Annotated in this window: 17 protein-coding genes and 2 pseudogenes; 13 read left to right on the forward strand and 6 right to left on the reverse strand. The window is 47.9% G+C overall.

Annotated features, from left to right (window positions below; genetic code table 11):
* Window positions 1-36: 36 nt before the first annotated feature.
* Window positions 37-939 (reverse strand): manganese catalase family protein, encoded by a 903-nt coding sequence (locus KP806_RS04005; RefSeq protein WP_224722241.1) that lies wholly within the window; start codon window positions 937-939, stop codon window positions 37-39.
* A 191-nt stretch (window positions 940-1130) separates the two neighbouring features.
* Here KP806_RS04005 and KP806_RS04010 point away from each other — a divergent pair, with 191 nt between their 5' ends.
* Entirely contained in the window at window positions 1131-2267 is a 1137-nt protein-coding gene (locus KP806_RS04010; RefSeq protein WP_224722242.1) for a DNA sulfur modification protein DndB, read from the forward strand.
* Complete coding sequence (locus KP806_RS04015) at window positions 2267-3418, forward strand: DNA sulfur modification protein DndB (protein WP_224722243.1); 1152 nt, start codon at window positions 2267-2269, stop codon at window positions 3416-3418. Before KP806_RS04010 ends, KP806_RS04015 begins: the two co-directional genes overlap by 1 nt.
* Before the next feature lie 78 nt (window positions 3419-3496).
* On the opposite strand, the pseudogene KP806_RS27745 reads toward KP806_RS04015, so the two are convergent.
* Window positions 3497-3607, reverse strand: a pseudogene (locus tag KP806_RS27745) (group II intron maturase-specific domain-containing protein); the annotation flags it as partial.
* 302 nt (window positions 3608-3909) lie between these two features.
* Here KP806_RS27745 and KP806_RS04020 point away from each other — a divergent pair.
* The 4 genes from KP806_RS04020 (at window position 3910) to KP806_RS04035 (ending at window position 8154) form a co-directional block, all read left to right on the forward strand.
* Window positions 3910-4272, forward strand: a complete 363-nt coding sequence (locus tag KP806_RS04020) for a hypothetical protein (protein WP_224722244.1) — start codon at window positions 3910-3912, stop codon at window positions 4270-4272.
* 405 nt (window positions 4273-4677) lie between these two features.
* A complete protein-coding gene (locus KP806_RS04025; RefSeq protein WP_224722245.1) occupies window positions 4678-5910 on the forward strand; it encodes an IS110 family RNA-guided transposase in 1233 nt (410 codons plus the stop codon).
* 306 nt (window positions 5911-6216) lie between these two features.
* Window positions 6217-7155: an aminoglycoside phosphotransferase family protein gene (locus tag KP806_RS04030; RefSeq protein ID WP_224722246.1), complete on the forward strand. Its 939-nt coding sequence runs from the start codon at window positions 6217-6219 to the stop codon at window positions 7153-7155.
* 204 nt (window positions 7156-7359) lie between these two features.
* On the forward strand, window positions 7360-8154 hold the full coding sequence (locus tag KP806_RS04035) for a hypothetical protein (protein WP_224722247.1): 795 nt from the start codon (window positions 7360-7362) through the stop codon (window positions 8152-8154).
* Between the two features lie 1085 nt (window positions 8155-9239).
* Here KP806_RS04035 and KP806_RS28050 read toward each other — a convergent pair.
* Both KP806_RS28050 and KP806_RS04040 read right to left on the reverse strand, forming a co-directional pair.
* Window positions 9240-9593 (reverse strand): annotated as a pseudogene (locus KP806_RS28050) (transposase); the annotation flags it as partial.
* A gap of 149 nt (window positions 9594-9742) precedes the next feature.
* Entirely contained in the window at window positions 9743-10477 is a 735-nt protein-coding gene (locus KP806_RS04040) for a class I SAM-dependent methyltransferase (RefSeq protein ID WP_224722248.1), read from the reverse strand.
* Between the two features lie 948 nt (window positions 10478-11425).
* On the opposite strand from KP806_RS04040, the gene KP806_RS04045 reads away from it, so the two are divergent.
* The 4 genes from KP806_RS04045 to metE all read left to right on the forward strand — a co-directional run bounded on the left by KP806_RS04045 (window position 11426) and on the right by metE (window position 15866).
* Window positions 11426-11824 carry a PadR family transcriptional regulator gene (locus KP806_RS04045; RefSeq protein WP_224722249.1) on the forward strand — a complete coding sequence of 133 codons (399 nt, stop codon included), beginning with the start codon at window positions 11426-11428 and terminating at the stop codon, window positions 11822-11824.
* 15 nt (window positions 11825-11839) lie between these two features.
* Complete coding sequence (locus tag KP806_RS04050) at window positions 11840-12511, forward strand: hypothetical protein (RefSeq protein ID WP_224722250.1); 672 nt, start codon at window positions 11840-11842, stop codon at window positions 12509-12511.
* Between the two features lie 50 nt (window positions 12512-12561).
* A complete protein-coding gene (locus KP806_RS04055; protein WP_224722251.1) occupies window positions 12562-13464 on the forward strand; it encodes a LysR family transcriptional regulator in 903 nt (300 codons plus the stop codon).
* A 110-nt stretch (window positions 13465-13574) separates the two neighbouring features.
* Window positions 13575-15866, forward strand: a complete 2292-nt coding sequence (metE, locus tag KP806_RS04060) for a 5-methyltetrahydropteroyltriglutamate--homocysteine S-methyltransferase (protein WP_224722252.1) — start codon at window positions 13575-13577, stop codon at window positions 15864-15866.
* A 52-nt stretch (window positions 15867-15918) separates the two neighbouring features.
* Here metE and KP806_RS04065 read toward each other — a convergent pair whose 3' ends face one another.
* A complete protein-coding gene (locus tag KP806_RS04065) occupies window positions 15919-17097 on the reverse strand; it encodes a metallophosphoesterase family protein (RefSeq protein WP_224722253.1) in 1179 nt (392 codons plus the stop codon).
* Window positions 17098-17198: 101 nt separating this feature from the next.
* Between KP806_RS04065 and KP806_RS04070 the strand changes: the two genes are divergently transcribed.
* Both KP806_RS04070 and KP806_RS04075 read left to right on the forward strand, forming a co-directional pair.
* Complete coding sequence (locus KP806_RS04070) at window positions 17199-18380, forward strand: ZIP family metal transporter (protein WP_224722254.1); 1182 nt, start codon at window positions 17199-17201, stop codon at window positions 18378-18380.
* 30 nt (window positions 18381-18410) lie between these two features.
* The gene (locus KP806_RS04075) at window positions 18411-18596 is read left to right on the forward strand and encodes a twin-arginine translocase TatA/TatE family subunit (RefSeq protein WP_224722255.1); all 186 of its coding nucleotides are present in this window, start codon (window positions 18411-18413) and stop codon (window positions 18594-18596) included.
* 88 nt (window positions 18597-18684) lie between these two features.
* Here KP806_RS04075 and KP806_RS04080 read toward each other — a convergent pair whose 3' ends face one another.
* Window positions 18685-20136, reverse strand: a complete 1452-nt coding sequence (locus KP806_RS04080) for a DUF4832 domain-containing protein (RefSeq protein WP_224722256.1) — start codon at window positions 20134-20136, stop codon at window positions 18685-18687.
* Window positions 20137-20280: 144 nt separating this feature from the next.
* Between KP806_RS04080 and KP806_RS04085 the strand changes: the two genes are divergently transcribed.
* Window positions 20281-21546 carry an erythromycin esterase family protein gene (locus tag KP806_RS04085; protein ID WP_224722257.1) on the forward strand — a complete coding sequence of 422 codons (1266 nt, stop codon included), beginning with the start codon at window positions 20281-20283 and terminating at the stop codon, window positions 21544-21546.
* Window positions 21547-21718: the final 172 nt, after the last annotated feature.

Consider the following 21718-nt stretch of genomic DNA (forward strand, 5'->3'; position numbering starts at 1 on the left):
AAAGGACCCTTGCCGCACAGAAGGGTCCTAAGCTGTTTACGATTGGATATTACCGGATTGCTTCAGGCGGTTTGCGATTGCTTTAAAATCCTCGGCCGAAATGCCGGGCGCAAACTCTTCTTCGGCAGCGGGGGCTTCGGGAATCGGAAAGCCTTCAGGCGCTCCCTGGATCACTTCGAGCGGGAGGCCGTCCTCCGGATGCGTCCCTTTCCAAATCTGGTCAATCGCGGTAAAGTCTTTTTCGCTCCAGGTGTAAAGCTTGGTATGCTCGGCTTTTTCCTCGTATTTCCGCGCCTCATTAAACAGCTTGTTACTCAAAGACGGAATCGGAACCAGCTTCGTTACGTTGACGCCAGTCGCTATTTCCAGCGCCTTCGCGTATGCGACGACATGAACGCCGCCCCGGACGAGCAGGAAGCCGACCACCGCCCTCGCCGCAGGATGATCGGTCATTTCATAAACCTTCATTTTATGGGTTCTCGCTCCGCATTCGAGGAAAAAGTTATGGAGCAAATCCTCCACCAGGTTGCCGCTGTTGAACACATGGCTGCCCGTCCACGGATTGCCCATCGAGTCGAACGGCATGGCGCCCTGCGCCCCGGCTAAAAAATGGTAGGATAAACGGTCGTCACGTGCATCAGCCAGCGGTGTCTTATCGGGCTCTTTATAGTCCGTCGAGCCTCTCAGACATTTATTAATCGCATGGGAAACGAGCTCGACATGGCCAAGCTCCTCCGCCGTAATGCTCATGACCAAATCGTAAAACGGTTTCAGCTTTTCTTTTTGACGGAAGTTAAACGATTGGTAAAGATAGTTGTTTAACGTCGACATCTCTCCGAATTTTCCGCCAAGCAGCTCCTGGACGGCGGCAGCGGCATTGGAATCGGGTTTTTCTACGTCGGGAATCTCGATCATAATTTCATCCATTCGTTTAAACATGTTTTAGCCTCCTATCGTAAACTCGCTTTTCCCCCTTTAGTTAAACCTTCCCGATTAAATCAAAACAATCGATCATTACAAAGGAAATTTTAAATTTAGCTAGAATATTAAAGGGTATGTATGGCGGCAGTCTTAGTTCATAGAAAAGCTTATGATTTCCGTTAACAACCGAAGATGAATGGGGGAAGGATATGGAATCTATTAATTCTTTATCGGATTTATTGACATCAGGACCTGCCAGCTCTTTTATTGAAGTACCCGGACAGGCGGCAAGAACCTTCGGCCAGTCCACCTTGTCTGCAACCGTGCAGATGAGCAAACTGTTCTCTATTTACGAAATCGACCTCGAGGTACAGCGTCAGCTTATTCCCAAAAACGTATCCGGATTGATCGACTACATTCTCTTGTATTTGGACCACGGTCAAAATATATATTTTCCCGGCATCATTTTGTCGGCCCGCGGAGCCGGCCATTATTCCGCTGAGACCGGCACGTACAGCCTGCAGCCGATGGAGAAATGTTACGTCGTGGACGGGCAGCACCGTCTCGCCGCCTTCCGCCGGGTTATGGAGACGCTGCAAAGCAATCTGGCCAGAGCCAAGGACCGGAGGGAGTACGAGCGCGTAGATGAAATTACGGCCAAGCTCCGCAAGCTGTACGAGTTCCCGGTATCCGTCATGATCTATTTGGACATTAACGCCAAGCAGGAAAGGCAGCTCTTCTCAGACATTAACAAGCTTCCGCGCAAAATTGCGGGCAACCTTGCCGTCCTGCGCGACCAACGGCGGTTTTATCATATTATGGCTTCGAGGCTTGTGCTGGAGAGCGACGTCATGAAACGGCTTCCGACCGACATTTATTCCGAGCGCGGCAAGGATGACGAATATTTGTTCTCGTACTCGCTGCTGATCGAATTGCTGATGGCGTTGTTCGAAGGCCGCTTGAAAGCGAACATCAAGAGCAACGGCTATCATTATACGGAGGAAGCGCTGGAGACGCATCTGGAGCAGGCGGAAAAATATTTCAACATCCTGCTGGACGTCTTGCCGGAGCCGAATCGCCGCGAATTGTGCTGGTCCGAGAATATTCAGATCGCCCTGGCTCTCTTCCTTCACGAGGAGGCGTTCAAGACGCTGCAGTTCAACGTCTACACGCTCACCTACGCCTCGAAAATTTTGAATCATATCGACTGGAATGCGATCTACAAGGACGACGAGAAGGACCGCCTGCCGCGCAGAAGCCGGATTATGAAAGCCTTCCAATATATCAAGGATTTCTATAACGAACAGCATGTATTGCTTCTGGTAGAGAAGGAGGATGCAGTCTAATGGACGGATTACGGTTAAAGATGACCATTCATCCGTATTGCGACAGATTCGGTATGGCGACAGTGTCGCTGAAGGTTCACGATCTGCTCAACTATACGACGATCGATCCGATGGTGCAGCGTAAACTAAGCGGAGGCCAGCGCAAGAAAATTGCGCATTACCTGCAGGAGCGCGAGCTGGACCATGTGTTTTTCGGCCCTGTCACCCTTTCGCTTCGAAATGTCAGTGCCCTTGCCAAAGAGGAGGATCATCTGGTCCTGCTTCACGGGGAGAAGCTCAGCATTTTGGACGGGCAGCACCGGATTATGGCACTTGGGTATTGTAACGAGAAAATGCAGAAGGAAAGCCGGAAATACGAGCGCGATGTGATGAAGCTCAAGGTCAAATGCCGGAAATTCCCGGATGACCAGGGGCTGCAGGAGGAACTGGAGCAAACGGAGGGGCTGCTTGCCCAGCTGGAATCGAGAAGGTTGGATTTGCTGGAGAGCGAGCTGTCCGTTCAGCTCTATATCGGGCTTGGCGAAGAGGAAGAGAAGCAGCTGTTCGGCGATATCAACTCCAAGGTGCAGCTGGTCAGCAAGGAGCTTGGACATGCCTTCGACGGGAGCGATCCGCTCAATACGATCATCCAGCAGGTTGCGGATTACAATGAGCTGCTCAAGACGGCCGGCATCGAGAGCCGCAACAACTTGACCGCCTTCAACAAAAACTATACGTGCTACAGCTGGCTGTACGCGACGGCGTCGATTTTGTTTACGGGCAAAATGCAGCCTTCCTATGAGCTGGCCCGGCGTATCCGCAAGGAGCCGGCGGTTCACGTCGAGCTGCTGCATCAGTTCATGAACGCCATTCTTCCCCATATGCCGGAGCAGCCGGGGCTTTCCAGCTTCATCTCGTCCAGCAGGGTCATTCAGGAATCGATTGCCCTGTATGCTCACGGCTATCTCGTGAAGGGTGACGGTACGTACAACCGGGATTGGGTGTCCTGCTTAAGCATTCTGAAGGATGTGGATTGGACGCATGAAAACGAAGAGTTAGCCGAGAGAATGGGCAGGCTGGACAACGGCAAGCTCAATCTCATTCATGAGAAATCGCTCAGGAAGCATTTGCTCGTCATCGATTATTTGAAGGAAGACGGTCTTGCCGTCTAATCGAGTAGATAGGGGCGGCTAGCACCTGACCTCTCACACCACCGTACATGCGGGTCCTCATACGGCGGTTCCAAAAAGTTAACAAAACTCCAAGTTACGAAGCAAACTTTTCAGCCCTTTCGCTTCCCAGTAGGAAGTCGGAAGGGCGTTGTTCATGTTTCGAGACATTTCCCACGCCCCTCGCCTGGAATAAATGTAGATTTTGCATGTGGTTCTGTACGATAACAAATGAACAAGATATAAACAATATTGAGACAATACCAGCAGAGAATAATAAAGAATCGAATATGTATTAAGACTACAAGAGGATAAGTTGAATAAGGACTACCCAGTATTCACTAGGTCGCTATCCAATCATACCTCTCAGAGTACACCCTAAATATGGAAAGGTATTTAATATATCGATTATGGACTTGATTAGCTATAATAGCAAAAGGATGACGAAGGGTCATCAAATTCAAAAGTTTAAAGAAAAAGAATGAGGAGTATGTATGGTTGACGTTTTATGGACGATTTATTTAGGGTTGCTCGCAACGGCTTCACTCACTTTTTTAATAAAAGGAAAATATAAGTCGAAACTTAGCAAAATAGATTTCGTTGTATCCATCATTACATGGATTGGATTGTTCGGGTACGTTACGGAAACGGAGGTTCTAAATCCTACTGTCTGGAAATTTGTCTCCGTGGCAGCTTTTCTGTGGGATCTATCATTTACGCTGCTTCTAAAAGGTTATGAAGGGGAAGAAATCCTGGAGGAACTATCGATGGTAGCAAGGAGAGTCTGGATGTTGATAACATTTGTTGTCATGGTCGGACCTTTGTATTACGGGTTGTTCAAATATGCCTTTGCATGATGCCGAGTAATGCAAGAAAAAAGAAACCGAGCATATAAAGACCGCTTTGGTATTAGGTGGAGGTCTGGTTCGATGATGACTGACTGATCGTGCCGAATATCGGGATGAAGGAACAAAATAAAACTGGCTATGGCATCCTCATTACGATTGGAAACAGTGTCTCAAACTACCATGGCCTTACGGCCACCACCATGAATGAAAATGAACTTGGCCTGCGACACTGTTTGTTCCATAATGGAACTGCAGGTCACAGGCCGTTACTTTTTTGGTAGGACATACTCTGGGTCTCAAACCGGCCGACTGTATCCCACGAGCACCGCCGATTGTGCCAAGAGCACGTGTATAAAAATTCTCTTCTTCTGAGGATACATGGCCTGCACAAATTCTACGGATGAGGTGATGGGAATGGAGGCGATTTTGGAACGCTGTGCAGGACTGGATATTCATCAGGAGACTGTTGTAGCTTGTGTTCTTTACGGTGAATTAGAGCGAAAGCCAAAGCAAGAAATCCGTACCTTCTCTACAACTACAAAGGGGTTACTGGCCCTTAACGACTGGCTGAATGAATGGGAATGTACGCACATCGCCATGGAAAGCACAGGAGTGTACTGGAAACCTGTCTGGAACATTTTGGAGGGGGCGTTTACGCTCATACTTGCAAATGCCAGAAGAATTAAGAATGTGCCTGGGCGTAAGACAGACGTTGCCGACGCTTTCTGGATTGCTCAACTCCTTCGCTCGGGACTCATTTCCCCCAGCTTTGTACCTCCCGTGGATATACGGAATCTGCGGGACCTGACACGCTATCGACGAAAACTGCTTGGCCATGCGACAGCTGAGAAAAATCGAGTGCATAAGATACTACAAGATGCAAATGTGAAACTCACTACGTACATTAGCGAAATTTTTGGTGCATCCGGCCGTGCGTTATTAGAGTCCATTATTAACGGAGAGGTTTTGGATGCCGATAAGGTCCGAGAAAAGGTAAAAACTTCCCTCAAGCGCAAAGTCCATGAGCTTCTTGAAGCTTTAGATGGACGAATGAACAAACATCATCGTATGATGCTGGGGCTGCACTTTGACCACTTGTCCTACATTGAGAAGCAATTGGAGATGGTCGAGTCGGAAATCGATCGGTTACTGGTGCCCCACTTGCCATCAATGGAGCTGTTGATTACGATTCCTGGTATTCAGAAGGATGCGGCGGCGGTCATCTTAGCTGAGATCGGGAACGATATGTCTTGTTTTGGAGGCGATCCACAACTAGCGGCTTGGGCCGGGTTAAGTCCAGGTAATAACGAAAGTGCTGGAAAAAAGAAAAGCTCGCGAATTGCTAAGGGAAATAAAAACTTGAAAGCTGTTCTTTGCCAAGCAGCCTGGGCAGCGAGTAAATCCAAGGGCACGCGACTGGCATCTTTCTTTTACCGAATACAGAAACGACGAGGGCAGAGGAAGGCAACCATAGCGACAGCACATCTGATACTTAGAATAATCTATCGTATGTTAAAAGACAGTACCCCATATCGAGAAGTCGGCTGGGACTACCTACCTTCTGCAACATCGTCTGTTGATTTCTGGATTAAGAAAATTGAGGCCCAGGGATTTAAAGTTCAGTTAGAATCCGCAGAAGCCTCTTAAAAAAAAGTGATTTTACACTCTTAGTGGGGAGTGTCTTTTTGCGCTTTTTAGGGACTTACATTTTCGTATAAAAAGCGAGCATTCGTGAGAAAACTGAATCGTACTGAAGGGAGTTCAAGGAAGGACTCTATACAAACGAAAAAGGAGGTGCGGCGGCAGCTCCTTTTCGTTTTCACAAAATAAGCGATTTTGTACATATGTAGCTGATAAGCATTAACTGGCAGTATAATTTAGATATAAACGTACTCTCAAAAAAGTGTGTGGTAAACTATTCGAAGCACGACACTTGAGGGGATTAAAGAAACTATGGAAGACTCTGTAGTCATACAAGCAGAACGAATTGCAGTCGATTTTCTTCTGGAACAAGTAAAAACTTCATATCAGATCATAGGTAAAGGCATCACAAATCAGGTTTGCGTAGTTGAGACGGAGAGTCGCAAAGTTGTTGTCCGCATGAACGATAAAGATATATTTCCAAGCTTTATCAAAGAAAAATGGTGCATCGAGCAAGCAGCCGCAGTAGGCATTCCTGGGCCTGAAGTTTTGTCCATTGGTATTGTTGATGAAACAGCCTATATGATTCAAACTTTTATAGATGGCAACAACGGGTTAGACAGTACGGTTCCTAAATCCAATATTTGGAGGCAGCTTGGCGAATATGCCAGTCTTATTCATTCGATTCCAGTGAAAGGATACGGGGATATTCTGATTGATCCAGTCCATGGTGAGTTTCAGTCACCTTCTCATGCCGGATCGGACGGCAGTTGGCAAGGGTATGTGCAGTATAATATCAATAGTTTGACTGAGCATGATCGCTTGATTGAGCTTGGAGTAATCACTCAGATGGAATCGCAGAGAGTAAGAAAACTGTTTGAAAATTTGAAGAGTGAACCGTTTCGCTTCGGTTTAAACCATGGAGATATCTCTTTAAAGAATACGATTGTCAATCAGGCAAACCAAGTTATATTGCTGGATTGGAATGCAGAAGAAAGCGTGGTACCGCATGCAACTGTTGCTCAATTGATGCATTACCAAATTCTAGGACTAGAAGAAAGCGCAAGTGTTGAGGAATTCAAAGCGTTTATGGACGGATACAAAATAAGTGAAAAAGAGCTTTCTGAAACGAGGCATTTACTGTTATTAAGGGCTTTCGATAACCTCAGGTGGGCTATTGATCGGAGCCCTGATCTGATCGAACCCTATGCTGCGTTTGCGAAACAAGTCATTGACATGATTAGGAATTAGTTAGCAGAAATGAGAGATGTTTTTAACCAAGGGTGAAGAAAATGATTAAGCTCCTTAACGGAGCCGAGATAGTTTAACAATCACCAGGACGAAGCTACCGGTATGTAACGGCAGCCTAGTTGAGCTAACGGGCAGCATTCAAGGCTTATATTGGAGACACTGATATAAGAGCGAGACAGACATGTCCCAAATAAGGAGGAGAGCATGGACGAGTTTGAAAAAATGATGGCGGAATTCGATGAATGGGCTGAGGATGTAAAAGAGCAGCTAAAGGCATCGGGTCGAATTGAACCATCAAAACTCAATGCTTTTGTAAGCATTATTGAGGAGTTAGTCCAAATCAAACACGAATACGCCGACAAACTAACGCAAGTGCGCACGGCTGCGGATGAGGAAATAGTAAGACACGAGTATTCTAAAGGCGGAATCGTGATCCACCGCGGGTTTTACTGTCCCAGTCCCGTTTTGGATTTAGTCGTTGGCGGTATGAAACGAGGCAGGCTGTTCAAAAAGAAGATTCCCAAATTGGGCGAATACTCATACGAATATGGGTTTGATCAGGACGAGAAGCTACTCCGAGTGAAGCGCGCTAACGAATTTGAGCGTGAAATACCAGAAAATATTTTTGATGAAGAATATTTGATTTATGTCGGAAATGTAGAGTACGGTCTGCAATTTAATTATTCAGGCGGGCTGGATGCGGTGTCTAGATGTACGTATGAAAACGGGAAATTGATGAAGTATGAACAATGTTACTGCGGGATGGAGGAGTTTGCGGATCTTCATTACGAGGAGTACAGGTACGAGGACGATCTGCTTTCAAAAGTGGATTTCTTCAGTAACATTACACCGAGATTAGGGTCCTACGAAGAGAACAGGTTGCATGTAGAATATGATGAGAACAGCAATATCATTCGGATCATCAGCGAAGAGATGGTTGATGGCGAATTCAAACCAACGTTTGTTACCCATGTAAAACCGTCTAAAAAAAGCGATTGAATTAAAACGAGTACGAGTTGAAACGATCCAGGGAGCAGATTGCAGTAGCAGTTGCTCCCTGTTTTGTCGAAGTGACGGGAGGAGAGTTATATAAAGGAACCGATTACCAATAGCTATTTATTTATTTATTTATTGAGATAATCAACAAAGGGGTTTCTGAATTAACGAAAAGACGGTTGGTGAAAAATGAAGAAGTACACTTTGTTAAACATAATTCTTTTTACTGTATTTATTGTGTGGACGACAATTACGCTATTTATTGCATATAAGGACATTGATTTTCCGCATGCAACGAAATTTGTTATTGGATATATCATTTATCTTCTTTTATATGCTTTATGTTCTACTGCTTTAATTCTGATAAATCTAAGGAAGTTACATTGGATTGAAATAAGAAGAAGGATGTTTACGTTTATTACCTGGTTTATTCTCCTTAGTGGTTCATTGTTTCTTTTCAAATATCTTTTTACACCAACGGGAATTAATGTTTGGGATTTTGGTACTCCCTTGGGTTTATCACTAGCAATAGCTTTTTCCGACATAATGTTCTTTGGAAAGAAGAAGTTGTGAAGTTGTAATATAGTGGTGGTTTGTCAATAGAAGTGATTTAACTATAAACTCCCTAGCAGTTATCGCTAATGAATTGTCTTCCATTACCTGGCAAATTACATTTAAAATTTGTATAAAAGGTGGGTATCTTGGAGACATTGTGCTTTGTTGCAGGAATTATTTGTATGGTTGTTTCATTGTTAATTAAGGTACCAAGTATAAAGAAAGCTAGTTCTGTTAAAGTAATATGGATGGCAGTTTTAGATTTTGTTTTAGACCCTTTCACAGGTTTAACTGCTTTATTTTACTTTGGAGCTTTATTAATGTTGTACGGTTTGTGTGTGTTAACTTGTGTGTTATAGGAGCTTTTAGATTGACGGATACGATAGTGCAATGGATTTACGGGAAAGTTCGCTTGCACGATATGAGGATCAGAACATTGCTGGGGCTGTCTCCTAAGTAGGTCTGCTCACTTGACGTGACAGCTCGTTTGATGAAAAAAACGGCGGAAATAAAGCAATGGCGGTGCTAGGAGGTTATCCCTGCACCGTCATTGCTGGCTTTTGATCGATTGCCGCCTTCTTGTGCAAATTGTGGGCGAGCGTAAGCCACCCGATCTCTAGGTTTACCTTCGGCAGGCCTCAAAGTAGAAAACGCCAGAATCCCCGGTTATTCTTTATTTGTCCAAATACACTCTCCGGTTCCCTTGTGCTTTAGTATAAGCTTATTTGAGCGGACAACCTTCGCAGCTTTCGCTTCGGTAGTGTTGCTTTTTTACTTCATATCCGTCATATCCGCTTTCAGTCTTTCCCTTATTTTTCATAACTAAACAGCAGTTTGCGTCCAGCCGCACATGTCATTGTGTCTTTGGTCTCATCGTAATGCCAGTTGTTCGATGTTTCCCTTGAGGTACGTGCTGTACTTCACCAATAGCCATACTTGTCACCCCTCGTTATGAAGATTGTCTACCCACAGCATATGCATGTGTACAGATTGTGGGGAAGAGGCCGAAATCTGCAAGCATTGAAGCTCCTTTATTTTATGTTTTTGCAAGAAGGAGATAGTAAAAATTCGTCGTTTGAATTCCTTTCGAGCCGCGATACTGTTCGAATCGACTTCGAATACCATCAAAACACATTTCCTTGATCCATTCGTAAACCTGCTTGTTTTGGCCGAAGCCGGCCATTGCGAAGATATCTACCGGTGTATGAAGGTACACTGTCTCCCGTACAACCCGGATATCTGTCACCTTTAATCCGCTGCCGGAAAGCCTTTCCTGGATTTTATCCAAGATAGGCGTTCCTTTCTTCGGCGGGGGAAACAGACCCGGGAAGTACTCGCCCAGCTCATTGCCTTCGCCGTCGCCGTCTCCGGGATGCAGAGCTGCCACATTGCCACCGGGCTTTAAAATCCGGGTTGCTTCGGGGTACCAGCTGGTCGGCCCCTTTTTCGTAAAAGCGACATCGAAGTATCCGTCTTCAAAGGGAAGGCCGTCATGTGTGCGTCCCAGCACAAATCGGGTATTCGGTCTGCGGATTAAATTCGCTGTTCTCAAAAAGCCGGCGGTCATGTCATAACCAACTATTTCTTGGGCGCGTTCAGCCCAGCGATTCGTAAATTCGCCATGGCCGCAGCCAACATCGAGCACGTTTCCGCGAATTATATTGGACAGTTCTTCTACAAATCGTTCTTCTGCCGAAACGCCTTCAACCGTGTAATTCCATGTAAAAGCATATTGTCCCGTCTGATCCGCAAGCTGTTCGCACCATTCCAACGACTGAGGACGAAGCCACTTTGGATGCTGGGATATGTCAGGAAAAATAAGATCCACCTCCGAATTTGTTTTGCCGATCGGCAATCTTAAAGGTATACAAAATTTTCCTAAAAGTATAGTCTTTCATAGACAAACGATAACCTACTAGTCGCATCGGAAAACGAAAAATCTCGACCGAGGGTAGGGGGCGGTCTCCAGTTTCACAATTTACATAATATTCCAAACAAACGACAGCAAATACGCTTCAGAACAATATACTTGTTTCCAAGTCTTTTCACCCGCTCCTCCAGCCACTGCGCTGCTTTGCGGCGAATCCTTCCACACTTCCTTTTCCGAGTTTCTTCTTTTCGGTCGTCTGCCGATCCCTAGAATACAAATTTTATCCCTTCATTTATCCTGATTTCATTCATTTTTTTTAAACACGTTACTTAGTATCTTTCAAATTCTCTGCTACTGATCAGAACCAAGAATCCCTTCCGTTTCGACCTGGTTTTGATTTTGCGCAGCGCGCGGCGCCCGCCCCGGCGATCGAATATCAGAACTAAGTACATATGAAGTCGAAAAGTTAAACTCTGCCACTAAAAAAGATAAAAACCAAAAATAAACACGGAATATAGTAGAAGATTATAACTCTGCAACTATATCCGAGTCTAGATAAAGAGATGTAGAAAATCCGGTAGAAACGGACTAGATAACAAATCCGAAAGGACCGACGGATAGGCAGGATAAACGTGGAAACAAGTATATTGTTTAAAATATTCTTGTGATATAATGGTATTACAGGTAAAAATACAAGGTTTCGGCAGGCGGAATCTGGAAATGCCCCTCCCCTGCCGGTGGGTTATGCCTGACGATGAGATGTCTTACTGCAGCACATGCTTAATCCGACTTGAGAAATTCGAATAATCTGAGAATTTTAAAAAGGGAAGGGAAAGGGTGGAGGCTAGTATGGCACGGAATGAAAATCCGATTGAGAAGCAGGAGTCGCTTGGCTATGTCGTTAAAGTGCAGCTTGTGATCGATTTTATCGTCTTATCGGAGCTGCAGGATGGAGAGCTTTATGCGAAGGAAATCGAGCAGCGAATTATTATGGCACTCGGCGGGACTGTCGGGGTGAATGACGGTTATCTCAGCCAGAGGCTCAAGACGCTGACCGATCAGGGGCATGTAACCCGGAGATGGGAAGGGGACAACCGGTACAACCGGTTTTACCGGATTACCGATTCGGGAAGAGAATATTTTAAAGGGCTGATGCGTGAGCTTCCTGAGCGTGTCAAACGGGCGCAGCAGGTATACAGCCGGTTCAATCACTATATCGACAAATATGGCAAGCTGAATTTAAGCTAAGAGAGGAGCCGGCAAATGGAAACTTTCGATTACACCAAAGCAATAGAGCGAATTAAAGCCCCATTTCCGTCCGGCACCGTTCAAAAGCGGGGGGATAACGGAAGAGCCTATATTCCGAATCAGGTGTATACCGACCGCGTCGAAGCAGCCACGGGAAGCAGATGGAGCCGCGAAATCAGGGACGTCGACATCAATATCCCGCACGGGTATGTAAAAGTAGTTGTCCGGATTACGATCGGCGAGCATTTCCGGGACGGCATCGGCTTCGCGGAAATCGATACAGACGGCAGCGGAAGAGGGAAGACTGTCTCCAATAAAATAGATCAGGCTGTTGCGGAAGCGGTACGCGAGGCACTCGATACGTGGCAGATCGGCTGGAAGGATCTTGCGCCGTATTATCAGGACCAGAAGGATTGGGGAAAAAACCCGGCGCTTCGCCATTTGCTGCTCTCCGGAGCGCCGGAGGAACAGCATGCCGTTCAGTCGCGGGCTACAGTAGAACACAGATGCATTTTTCTGAATTGCGGGAAGCAGCTGACTGCGGATGAATGGGCTTTTTTAGGCGAAATCCCCTCCTTAAATAAAAACAAAATGAAATATTGCTTTGAGCATGTTCCGCAGCATTTGAAGAAAAGAGCGTCAAATGAAGTACTGCAGCGCTACGAGCAAATCTTTCAATCCAAATGATTTAAACCAATACGAAGCATCGATAAGAAATGCTGGAAGGGAGCTCATTGTTGACTCTCCAACAATTAAAATATGTCATTGAAGTAGCAACCAGGGGCTCCATTAACGAAGCCGCCAAACGTCTGTTTATTTCGCAGCCCAGCCTTTCGAACGCGATTAAGGATTTGGAGGAGGAGCTGCAGCTAGAAATTTTCGAACGCTCCAACAAAGGGATATCGCTTTCTAAGGAAGGCGTAGAATTTTTGAGCTATGCCAGACAGGTCGTCGAGCAGGCGGAGCTGCTGGAGAGCCGTTACTTGAACGCCAAGCCGTCGCCGCAGCATTTCTCGGTTTCGACTCAGCATTATGCGTTTGCGGTGAATGCTTTCGTTAACATGGTGAGGGAGTATGCGCAGGAAGAGTACGAGTTTACGCTTCGCGAGACGAAAACTTATGAAATTATAGAAGATGTAAAAGGGCTGCGCAGCGAAATCGGCATTTTGTATCTCAACGACTTTAACGGAAAAGTTATCAATAAGCTGCTCAAATCCGCTAATTTGCAGTTCAACAGCCTGTTTACGGCAAAGCCGCATATTTTTATCAGCATTAAAAACCCGCTCGCAAAGCAATCGATCGTAACGATAGAACAGCTGCAAAATTATCCGTATTTGTCCTTCGACCAGGGAGAATACAATTCTTTTCATTTTTCGGAGGAAATTCTCAGTACTTTATCGCATAAGAAGAGCATCCGTGTTAACGACAGGGCAACGCTCTTTAATTTACTGATCGGGCTCAACGGATATACCATTTCAACAGGGGTTTTGAGCGCCGATTTGAACGGCAATGAAATTATTCCCGTCCCGCTGGATTGCGAGGAGACGATAAATGTCGGCTGGATATCCCATAAAAATACAGCTTTATCCAAGCTCGGTGCCGCCTATATCGAGGCGCTCAAGCAGGCAACAGCCAAATAAACGCGCAGCTATAGCTATTGGCTATAGCTGGATATAGTTTAATACAGTTACACTATATCCTTTTAGGCATGTTATCTTTCTTGTAACAATTCGTATAGGAGTGTTGCAAGATGGTAAAGAGCAGTGTTTTGGGGTATCCGCGCATCGGTGCGGATCGCGAATGGAAGAAAGCGCTCGAAGCGTTCTGGTCAGGCAAGCTGAAGGAAGAAGAGTTCCATGCCAGGCTGCAGGATATCCGGCTGGGGCATTTGCGCAAGCAGCAGGCGCAGGGAATCGATCTGATTCCCGTTAACGATTTTAGCTATTACGATCAAGTTTTGGATACGGCCGCGATGTTCGGAATTATTCCGAAACGCTTTGCTTACGAAGGCGGAGCTGTGCCTCTGTCCGTGTATTACGGCATTGCCCGGGGGACGAAAGAGGCGACAGCAAGCGAGATGACCAAATGGTTCAATACCAATTATCACTATATTGTGCCTGAGCTGGATGGAGCGGAGCCTGCACTAACCGAGAATAAACCGCTGACGGCTTACCGCGAAGCGAAGGAAAAGCTCGGGATCGAAGGGAAGCCGGTCATTATCGGTCCGTTGACCTTCCTGAAATTGTCGAAAGGTTATAAGGCTTCGGAGACCGATGCCTGGCTGGAGCGCCTGCTGCCTCTATATACTCGGATTCTGAAGGAGCTGGAGCAAGAAGGGGTACAGTGGGTGCAAATCGACGAGCCGGTTCTTGTTACGAAAGTGAGTGCGGCGGATGTTCAGCGTTTGACGACCGTTTATGAAACGTTTGCCGCAGAAGCGCCTAACCTCAACATTATGCTGCAAACTTACTTTGAATCGGCTGAGTATTACAGTGAAATGACGAGACTGCCGGTCAAAGGAATCGGGCTGGATTTCGTACATGGCTGCTCCGGCAACATCAAGTCAATAAGAGAGATCGGTTTTCCTGCGGACAAGGTGCTTGGCGCCGGCGTCATCGATGGCCGCGGCATCTGGAAGGCGCCGCTTCGCGAGAAGCTGGAGCTGCTGGAGGAGCTGGCCGGGCTGGTAACGGCTGACCGCTTAATCATTCAGAGCTCGTGCAGCCTGCTGCATGTTCCAGTCACGGCGAAAAACGAACGAAAGCTGCTGCCGGAGCTCAAAAATGCTCTTTCGTTTGCAGACGAGAAGCTGAATGAGCTGGTTGTTCTTACAAAAGCCGTTTCATTAGGCCAAAATGCCATTGCTGATGAGCTGGAAACATGCGAATGCGCTCTTTTGGCACTGAGTCAATCGGGCGAGCGCAACCGTGGCGGCATCCAGCAAGCCGTTGCTAATATAAGCGCTCAACAGCCGGTACGCCATCTTCCTTTTGCGGAGCGTCATCCGCTGCAGCAGAATAAATGGCAGCTGCCGCTATTCCCGACAACGACGATCGGCAGCTTTCCGCAATCGGCTGAAGTACGTAAAGCCCGTCAGCAATGGCGCAAGGGCGAATGGAGCGGAGAAACGTATGCGCAATTTATCCGGGAGCAGATCGACGTATGGGTGAAGCTGCAGGAAGAGATCGGACTGGATGTGCTCGTGCATGGGGAATTCGAACGGACGGACATGGTTGAGTTTTTTGGCGAGAAGCTTGCGGGCTTTGCCTTCACGCAATTCGGATGGGTGCAGTCTTACGGCTCCCGCTGCGTGAAACCGCCGGTTATTTTCGGGGATGTGGCGTTTGAGGAAGCGATGACGGTCGAGGAAACGAAATATGCCCAGTCGAAAACCTCACGACCGGTTAAAGGGATGCTGACCGGCCCGATTACGATTATGAACTGGTCGTTCGTGCGCGAGGACATTTCCCGCGAGCAAATCGCCTATCAGCTTGCTTATGCGCTTAGACAAGAAGTGGAGGCGCTGGAGCAAGCAGGTATCGGGATGATCCAGGTCGATGAGCCTGCGGTGCGGGAAGGGCTGCCGCTGAAAGAAAAGGATCAGGCGGAGTACCTGGCATGGGCGGTAAAAGCGTTCCGCATGACGACCTGTACGGTTCAGGACACCACGCAGATTCACACGCATATGTGCTATTGCGAGTTCCATGATATGATCGATTCAATCGAAGCGATGGATGCCGATGTGATCTCGATCGAGACGTCCCGCAGCCACGGCGAGCTGATCCACAGCTTTGAGCTGAACACCTATAAGCTAGGCATCGGTCTTGGCGTATATGATATCCATAGTCCGCGCGTTCCGCGCGTCGAAGAAATGACCGCTATGATCGATCGAGCTCTTCGGGTACTTGATCCGAAGCTGTTCTGGATTAATCCGGACTGCGGCCTGAAAACCCGCGGCTATGAAGAAACCATTGACTCCTTGCGCAATATGGTCGAAGCGACACAAGCCGCCCGTGCAAAACATTACGCTGAAGCGCATTAATTCAATAGATAAGCCGCCTCTTCACAAGGGCGGCTTTGCTGCGTGTGGAAGATTAATTCGCCGTTAAATCGATACCGTAATCTTTTGCAAACACCAAATGGGTGTCGACCTTGACGTCGTTACCGGAGGCTTGCAAATTGTATACTCTGGCGCCGCGCAGCCTGTTGCGTTCGGCACCCGGAAGCCCGTACGCTCCAAACCCGGTGCTTCCGCAGTATCCGAGCATCACTCCATAATAATTGCCGGAATAGGTGTTCACATGATCATGCCCGCAAAATACGCCTTTGACATCGCCACGCTCAAGTATGGCTGAGAACATGCCGCTGTTAAACGGACCAGGGCATTCTTCTTCATTCCGTTCGCCCGTTATGCCGTGCTTCTCAATTGCTCTGGCATGATCGGCCTCCGTTCGGCCGTCTACGCTGGCGAACCACATAAACCGGTACTCCCACAAAGGGATATGGATAAACATGAGGGACGGAATTTTTCGGCCGAAACGCTTCTCGAGTGCAGCGGACGTTTCGTAATACCAGCTGACCTGGTTCGTTTTCAACCAGTCCCAAGTCGGATAACCTTCGAAATTTTGACCGGCAATTTCCTTCGGCGCGTACCGTCCGCTGTCCAGCAGCCACATATTAAATACCGGATCTTTGCTGCCATGCCCGCCGATGAGCAGATGCATATTTCCCGAACCGGTAATCCCTTTCTCGCCGGCTTCATTCCGGTTGTACTTATAGGAACGGTAAATTTGAAGCATAGCTTCCTCATCCATGCCGCTGTTCGGCAAAGAATCTTCATCATGGTTGCCGAAGGTAATCGCCCAAGGAATCCCGCGGTCTTCCATCGGCATCGCTATATTATTGATAGCTTTGCGAACTTCGGCCGGAGAATCGGTTCCGCCGGTTATGTTATCCCCGTTTAACACGACGAACCCCGGTTTCTCTTCATCCAGCACCCGTTCCATAAGCTGCACCGTTCGCGGATCGATATCCTCGTCGTCCTGCGTATCGTTGAACTGGACGATTTTAAACGTGCCGTCTTCCTTGAAATGAAGCTTGGCTTCGCCATTCGGTATGTTTTTCGGAGTCTCCTTCTCATTTGCGAATGCCGTTTCCGAAAACAGATTCGAAGATAAACCGGCCGCTCCCGCCGTCAAAGCAAGTGCGCTTAAGCCGCCGATTTTCAAAAATTCCTTCCTGTCCATCCCTTTTTGTTCCTTCCCGCTGTTCAATGGAATACCTCCCGGAAATAGTTAATCACCGCATTACCATAGTAATAGCCGAAATCTATGAAAATGTTTTCTGTGTGATAAGTTCGTGTAAATTGCCAAAAATGAGCATAAAGCCGCAGGGCTCGGGACTCAAAAAAGGAGCATTGCCGCTTATCCTGTTAGCTATAATCATCACATTCATTGCGACTTGGGGGACGGGCGTAAAAGAAGAGCAAGCCGCTCCTATAGAAGTGTTAAATATTGAACGGATCGTCCTTACGGATGACGGATTTGAAGTTCGCATTCTCAATTCAGGTCCTGAAGCGCTGACGGTCTCCCAAGTCGTCGTAGACGATGCTTTCTGGAATGCAACCTATTCGCCCGGCCCGACCTTGGAGCGCTTTGGTAAAGCAACGGTTTATATTCCCTATCCCTGGGTGGAAGGGGATCCGCATGAGATCAAGTTCATTACGGAAAATGGCTTAATATTTGCCGGGGAGGTCGCGGCCGCTATAAAAACTCCGGCTGCCGACGACAATCGTTTTTTACAATATTCCTTGATCGGTTTTTATGTCGGCGTTGTGCCGGTCGGCTTGGGATTGCTCTGGTATCCGTTTATGCGCCGGTTTTCATCCAAAGGCGTTCAAGCCATTATGGCCTTCACGGTAGGTCTGCTATTTTTCCTTACAGTTGATACGATACAGGAGGGACTCGAGCTGGGTACCGAGGCGCCTGGCGTATTTCAGGGAACCGGCCTCGTCTGGCTCGGAGCTTTGCTCAGCTTTTTGTTTCTGCTTGCTATCGATCAGACAAACTCCAAGAAATCGGTAGACGTTTCGGAAAACGGAAAACGTGTCGCATATAAAATAGCAGGCGGAATCGGTCTCCACAACCTAGGCGAAGGGCTGGCAATAGGCGCGGCTTTTGCTGCGGGGGAAGCGGCGCTTGGTACGTTTCTAATCATTGGCTTTACGCTTCATAATATTACGGAAGGTATCGGCATTGCGGCGCCGTTGTTAAAAGCCCGGCCTGCTTTCAAAACCTTTTTGGCATTGGCCGTACTTGGCGGTGCGCCGGCCATCATTGGGACATGGATTGGCGGCTTTGTCTTTAATCAGACATTAGCAGCGCTTTTCTTCGGAGTCGGAGCCGGAGCGATCGTTCAGGTCATTTATGTCATTAGCAAAATGATTTTCAGGGAATCGAAGCTGCTTGGTACGGCGGCTGTGTCCTGGTTGAATTTTGCAAGCGTTGCGCTTGGCATTATTGTGATGTATGCAACGGCCCTTTTAGTTAATTTTTAAGCGAAATGATTATTGAAAGGGGGAAGCGATATGCCAAACATAGGTGTTGCCGGCATCGTTCTGCTCGTTATCTTAGGACTGCTGCTCTTTGGACCGTCCAAACTGCCGCAATTGGGGAGGGCGATCGGCACAACATTGTCGGAGTTCAAAAGAGGGGCAAAAGGAATGATCGATGCGGATGAAAAATCCGAACAGAATGAGAACGCAAAAGAATAAGGATGATGAAACAGCCGGTAGGAGGACTACCGGCTGTTTTGATTTTACCAGCACTAATTTGAAGATATCCCATCGAATACATATTTCCTTAAATCTTGTTCTTTCTGAACATGGATTGCAGCCGCACCAGCGCGGTTTGCTTCCGAACGTTTACGCCACCTAGCAGATACCTTCCGTCCGGCTGCTTGCCGTCCATCGCCAACTTGATGGCCGGGGTCATACGATCCGGATCCAGGACGGCGGCCAGCAGGCGGTATTCTCCTTCGGCCGTATCCGCGGGTATTGGAAGCGTTAATGAAGCTTTTGATTGGCCCGGCAGCCAGTTCGTAAGAAGTCCGTTTGCTATACGGCTTGCAACGACACGGCCGTCTTCGTCCATAAGAGAGAGCTCAACCGGCCAATCATAGTAGAAGGGCGCAACGCCGTCATTCGCGATCGTTACATCAACCTGCAGGGGGCTGCCTTGTATGACCGATTGCGGATATGCCGCCGTTTCTACGCGCAGCCGATAACCCATGATCTTAAGCAGCTTCTCCATGTTAGCTTTGGCTGCAGGTGTGAGCTCTTCCTCCGAAAGAGGGGGAGGACCGAGCCAGCTGACATGGCTGCGCTTTGCCATCTCGATAATCTGACCGATCTGGTCGTCCCGCAAAAAACTCAACACCTCGCTTCCGCTTGAGAATTCACCTCCGCTGGGCGCGCTTTTCCAAAAGTTCGGCATCGCCGGCAATTTCACATCACCCGCAAGCACGGATAAGTAGCCGTTTTCAAACCAATCGATGAAATCGTTTGTGCTGCTTCTGCTGCCAAACCCATCGTTGTAGAGGCCGATATGGTTGTTTTTAGCGATCGGATAAGGTCTTCGAAGCAGCAGCTTTTTGTTCGGGAACGCCTCAAGGTAATGCTGCACGTATTGGTCCGACACAGCTAACGCCGGAAAGGGAATCGCGATATGGCTGGAGCTGTAGGTATGCCATTCTCCCCAGTGGCCAAGGCTTCCAAGAGCGAAAAATGCAATGCGCGGGTCGTTGTCGTACCGTTCTCCTAACGCCCGGATCAATCTCTTATGTAATTGAATAAGAACGGGATTGCTGTAATTCGGGCTAAAGCCTTTGCCGACTTCCTCATCGTAACGGATGCCGTCGCCTTTTATTTCTTCATACGCCCAGTCCGGGATATCCAGGTGCGGAGTATCGGTGGAGTAATCCAGCACGACTCTAATAATTAGTTTAACGTTTTTGCCGCTCCATTCCTCCAATTTGTATTTTGCTTCGATCTCCTCGAAGGCGAATTTCCCTTTTTCAGGCTCCAGCTCCCTCCAGGTCAGCACTTTGTAAACCAAACTATGTTCATAGGGATAAGGACCGTTAACGGCTGAAGGTGCAAAGCCCATATAAGGATTGTTCAGGACATCTGAAATGGGCGAAGGCTTGTGAATGACGGTCTTTATTTTTTGCGTTTCGTTGAACATTTTCCATAGCAGCACCGACATGACGGACATGCAGATGGCAAGAACAAATTTGAAAGCGATTTTTCGCACAGCGGTTTCCCCCGATAACTTTGATCTCGTATCTATACAGAATAAAGAAAATTTCAACATTTTTCTATAAAATAAATCAATGGCGATTCGGGCAAACTTCACTTGTGACTTGGGGAAATTTAGGAAAGAAGTGAGGGATAAGCGATGGAGCAAAGCTTGGTGCTGCAGACGATCGGCATGCTGGCTAAACCATACAACGGACCGGAGGACGCAAACGAATTACTCGAAAGGGCCGGCCGAGCCAAATATGTTTTGCTGGGCGAAGCCTCGCATGGCACTTCGGAGTATTATAAGGATCGGGCGGCTTTGTCCAAACGTCTCATTGCTGATTTCGGTTTTCGGTTCATTGCGGTTGAAGGGGATTGGCCGTCCTGTTATACGCTGAACCGGTATGTCAAAGGCTGCGGGGATACCGGAAACGACGTCCGCGAAGCGCTTCGGGATTTTGCAAGATGGCCGGAATGGATGTGGGCCAACCGCGAAATCGTGGAATTGGCGGAATGGCTGCGAAAGTATAATGCCGATAAGCCCGATTCCGAAAAAGCGGGCTTTTACGGGATTGATGTGTACAGCTTATGGGAATCCATGAGCGAAATTTTGAGCTATCTCGAAGCGATGCCGGGATCGGATCTGGAGGCGGCCAGGCGTGCTTTTGAATGCTTCGAGCCTCACGGACGCGACGAGCAGCAATACGGCATTTCGGCTTCTTTTTACGGGGAAGGCTGTGAGGGGGAGGTCGTGGATTTGCTTCGCAGGCTTCAGGACAGGTGGAGGCAGGCGGGATCGGACGACCGGGAGGATGCGCTCAGTGCGGAAATGAATGCGCTGGCCGTGAGAGGAGCGGAAGCTTATTACCGCACGATGATCCGTCATGATGCCGAGTCTTGGAACATCAGGGACCGTCATATGGTGGAAGCTTTGGAGAAGCTGATGCAGTATCACGGAGAAACGGCCCGTGCAATTGTATGGGAGCATAATACTCATATTGGAGATGCACGATGGACGGATATGGCTGAGGAAGGAATGGTAAACGTCGGTCAACTGCTGCGCGAGAAGCATGGCAGCGACGTGTTTGCGGTCGGTTACGGCACTTACCGGGGAACCGTCATAGCCGGGAGATCGTGGGGAGCGCCGGCGCAGGAAATGAAGGTTCCGGAGGCAATCACGAACAGTTGGGAGGAGCTGCTTCACCGCAGCGGCGCGGACAACAAGCTGCTCTTGTTCGATGAAGAAACGCCGGTGCTGGATGAGGTCACGCTAGGCCACCGGGCGATCGGCGTCGTCTATCATCCGGAGCGCGAGCGCGGCAATTATGTCCCGACCGTCATCTCGAAGCGATACGACGCCTTTCTTTTTTTCGATCAGACGCATGCGCTTTCTCCTTTGTCTATAGAGGTCGTTCACAGTTAAGCTCTGCCGCGGGATACAGGTAACATTTGGGTACCCGGGCTTTCGAATGAAGCTTGCCGATGCAACGAATAACTAAGAAAGAAGCAGCGGAAAGGAGGACTCAATATGGGAAGTGGAAATAAAGAAATCAGGCCGAATGGTTCCCAGCATGCGGCTCCCCCATCTGATGACC

Origin of the sequence: Paenibacillus vietnamensis (genome assembly GCF_020169515.1) — a bacterium.
In the GTDB taxonomy this organism is placed as follows: Bacteria; Bacillota; Bacilli; order Paenibacillales; family Paenibacillaceae; genus Pristimantibacillus; species Pristimantibacillus vietnamensis.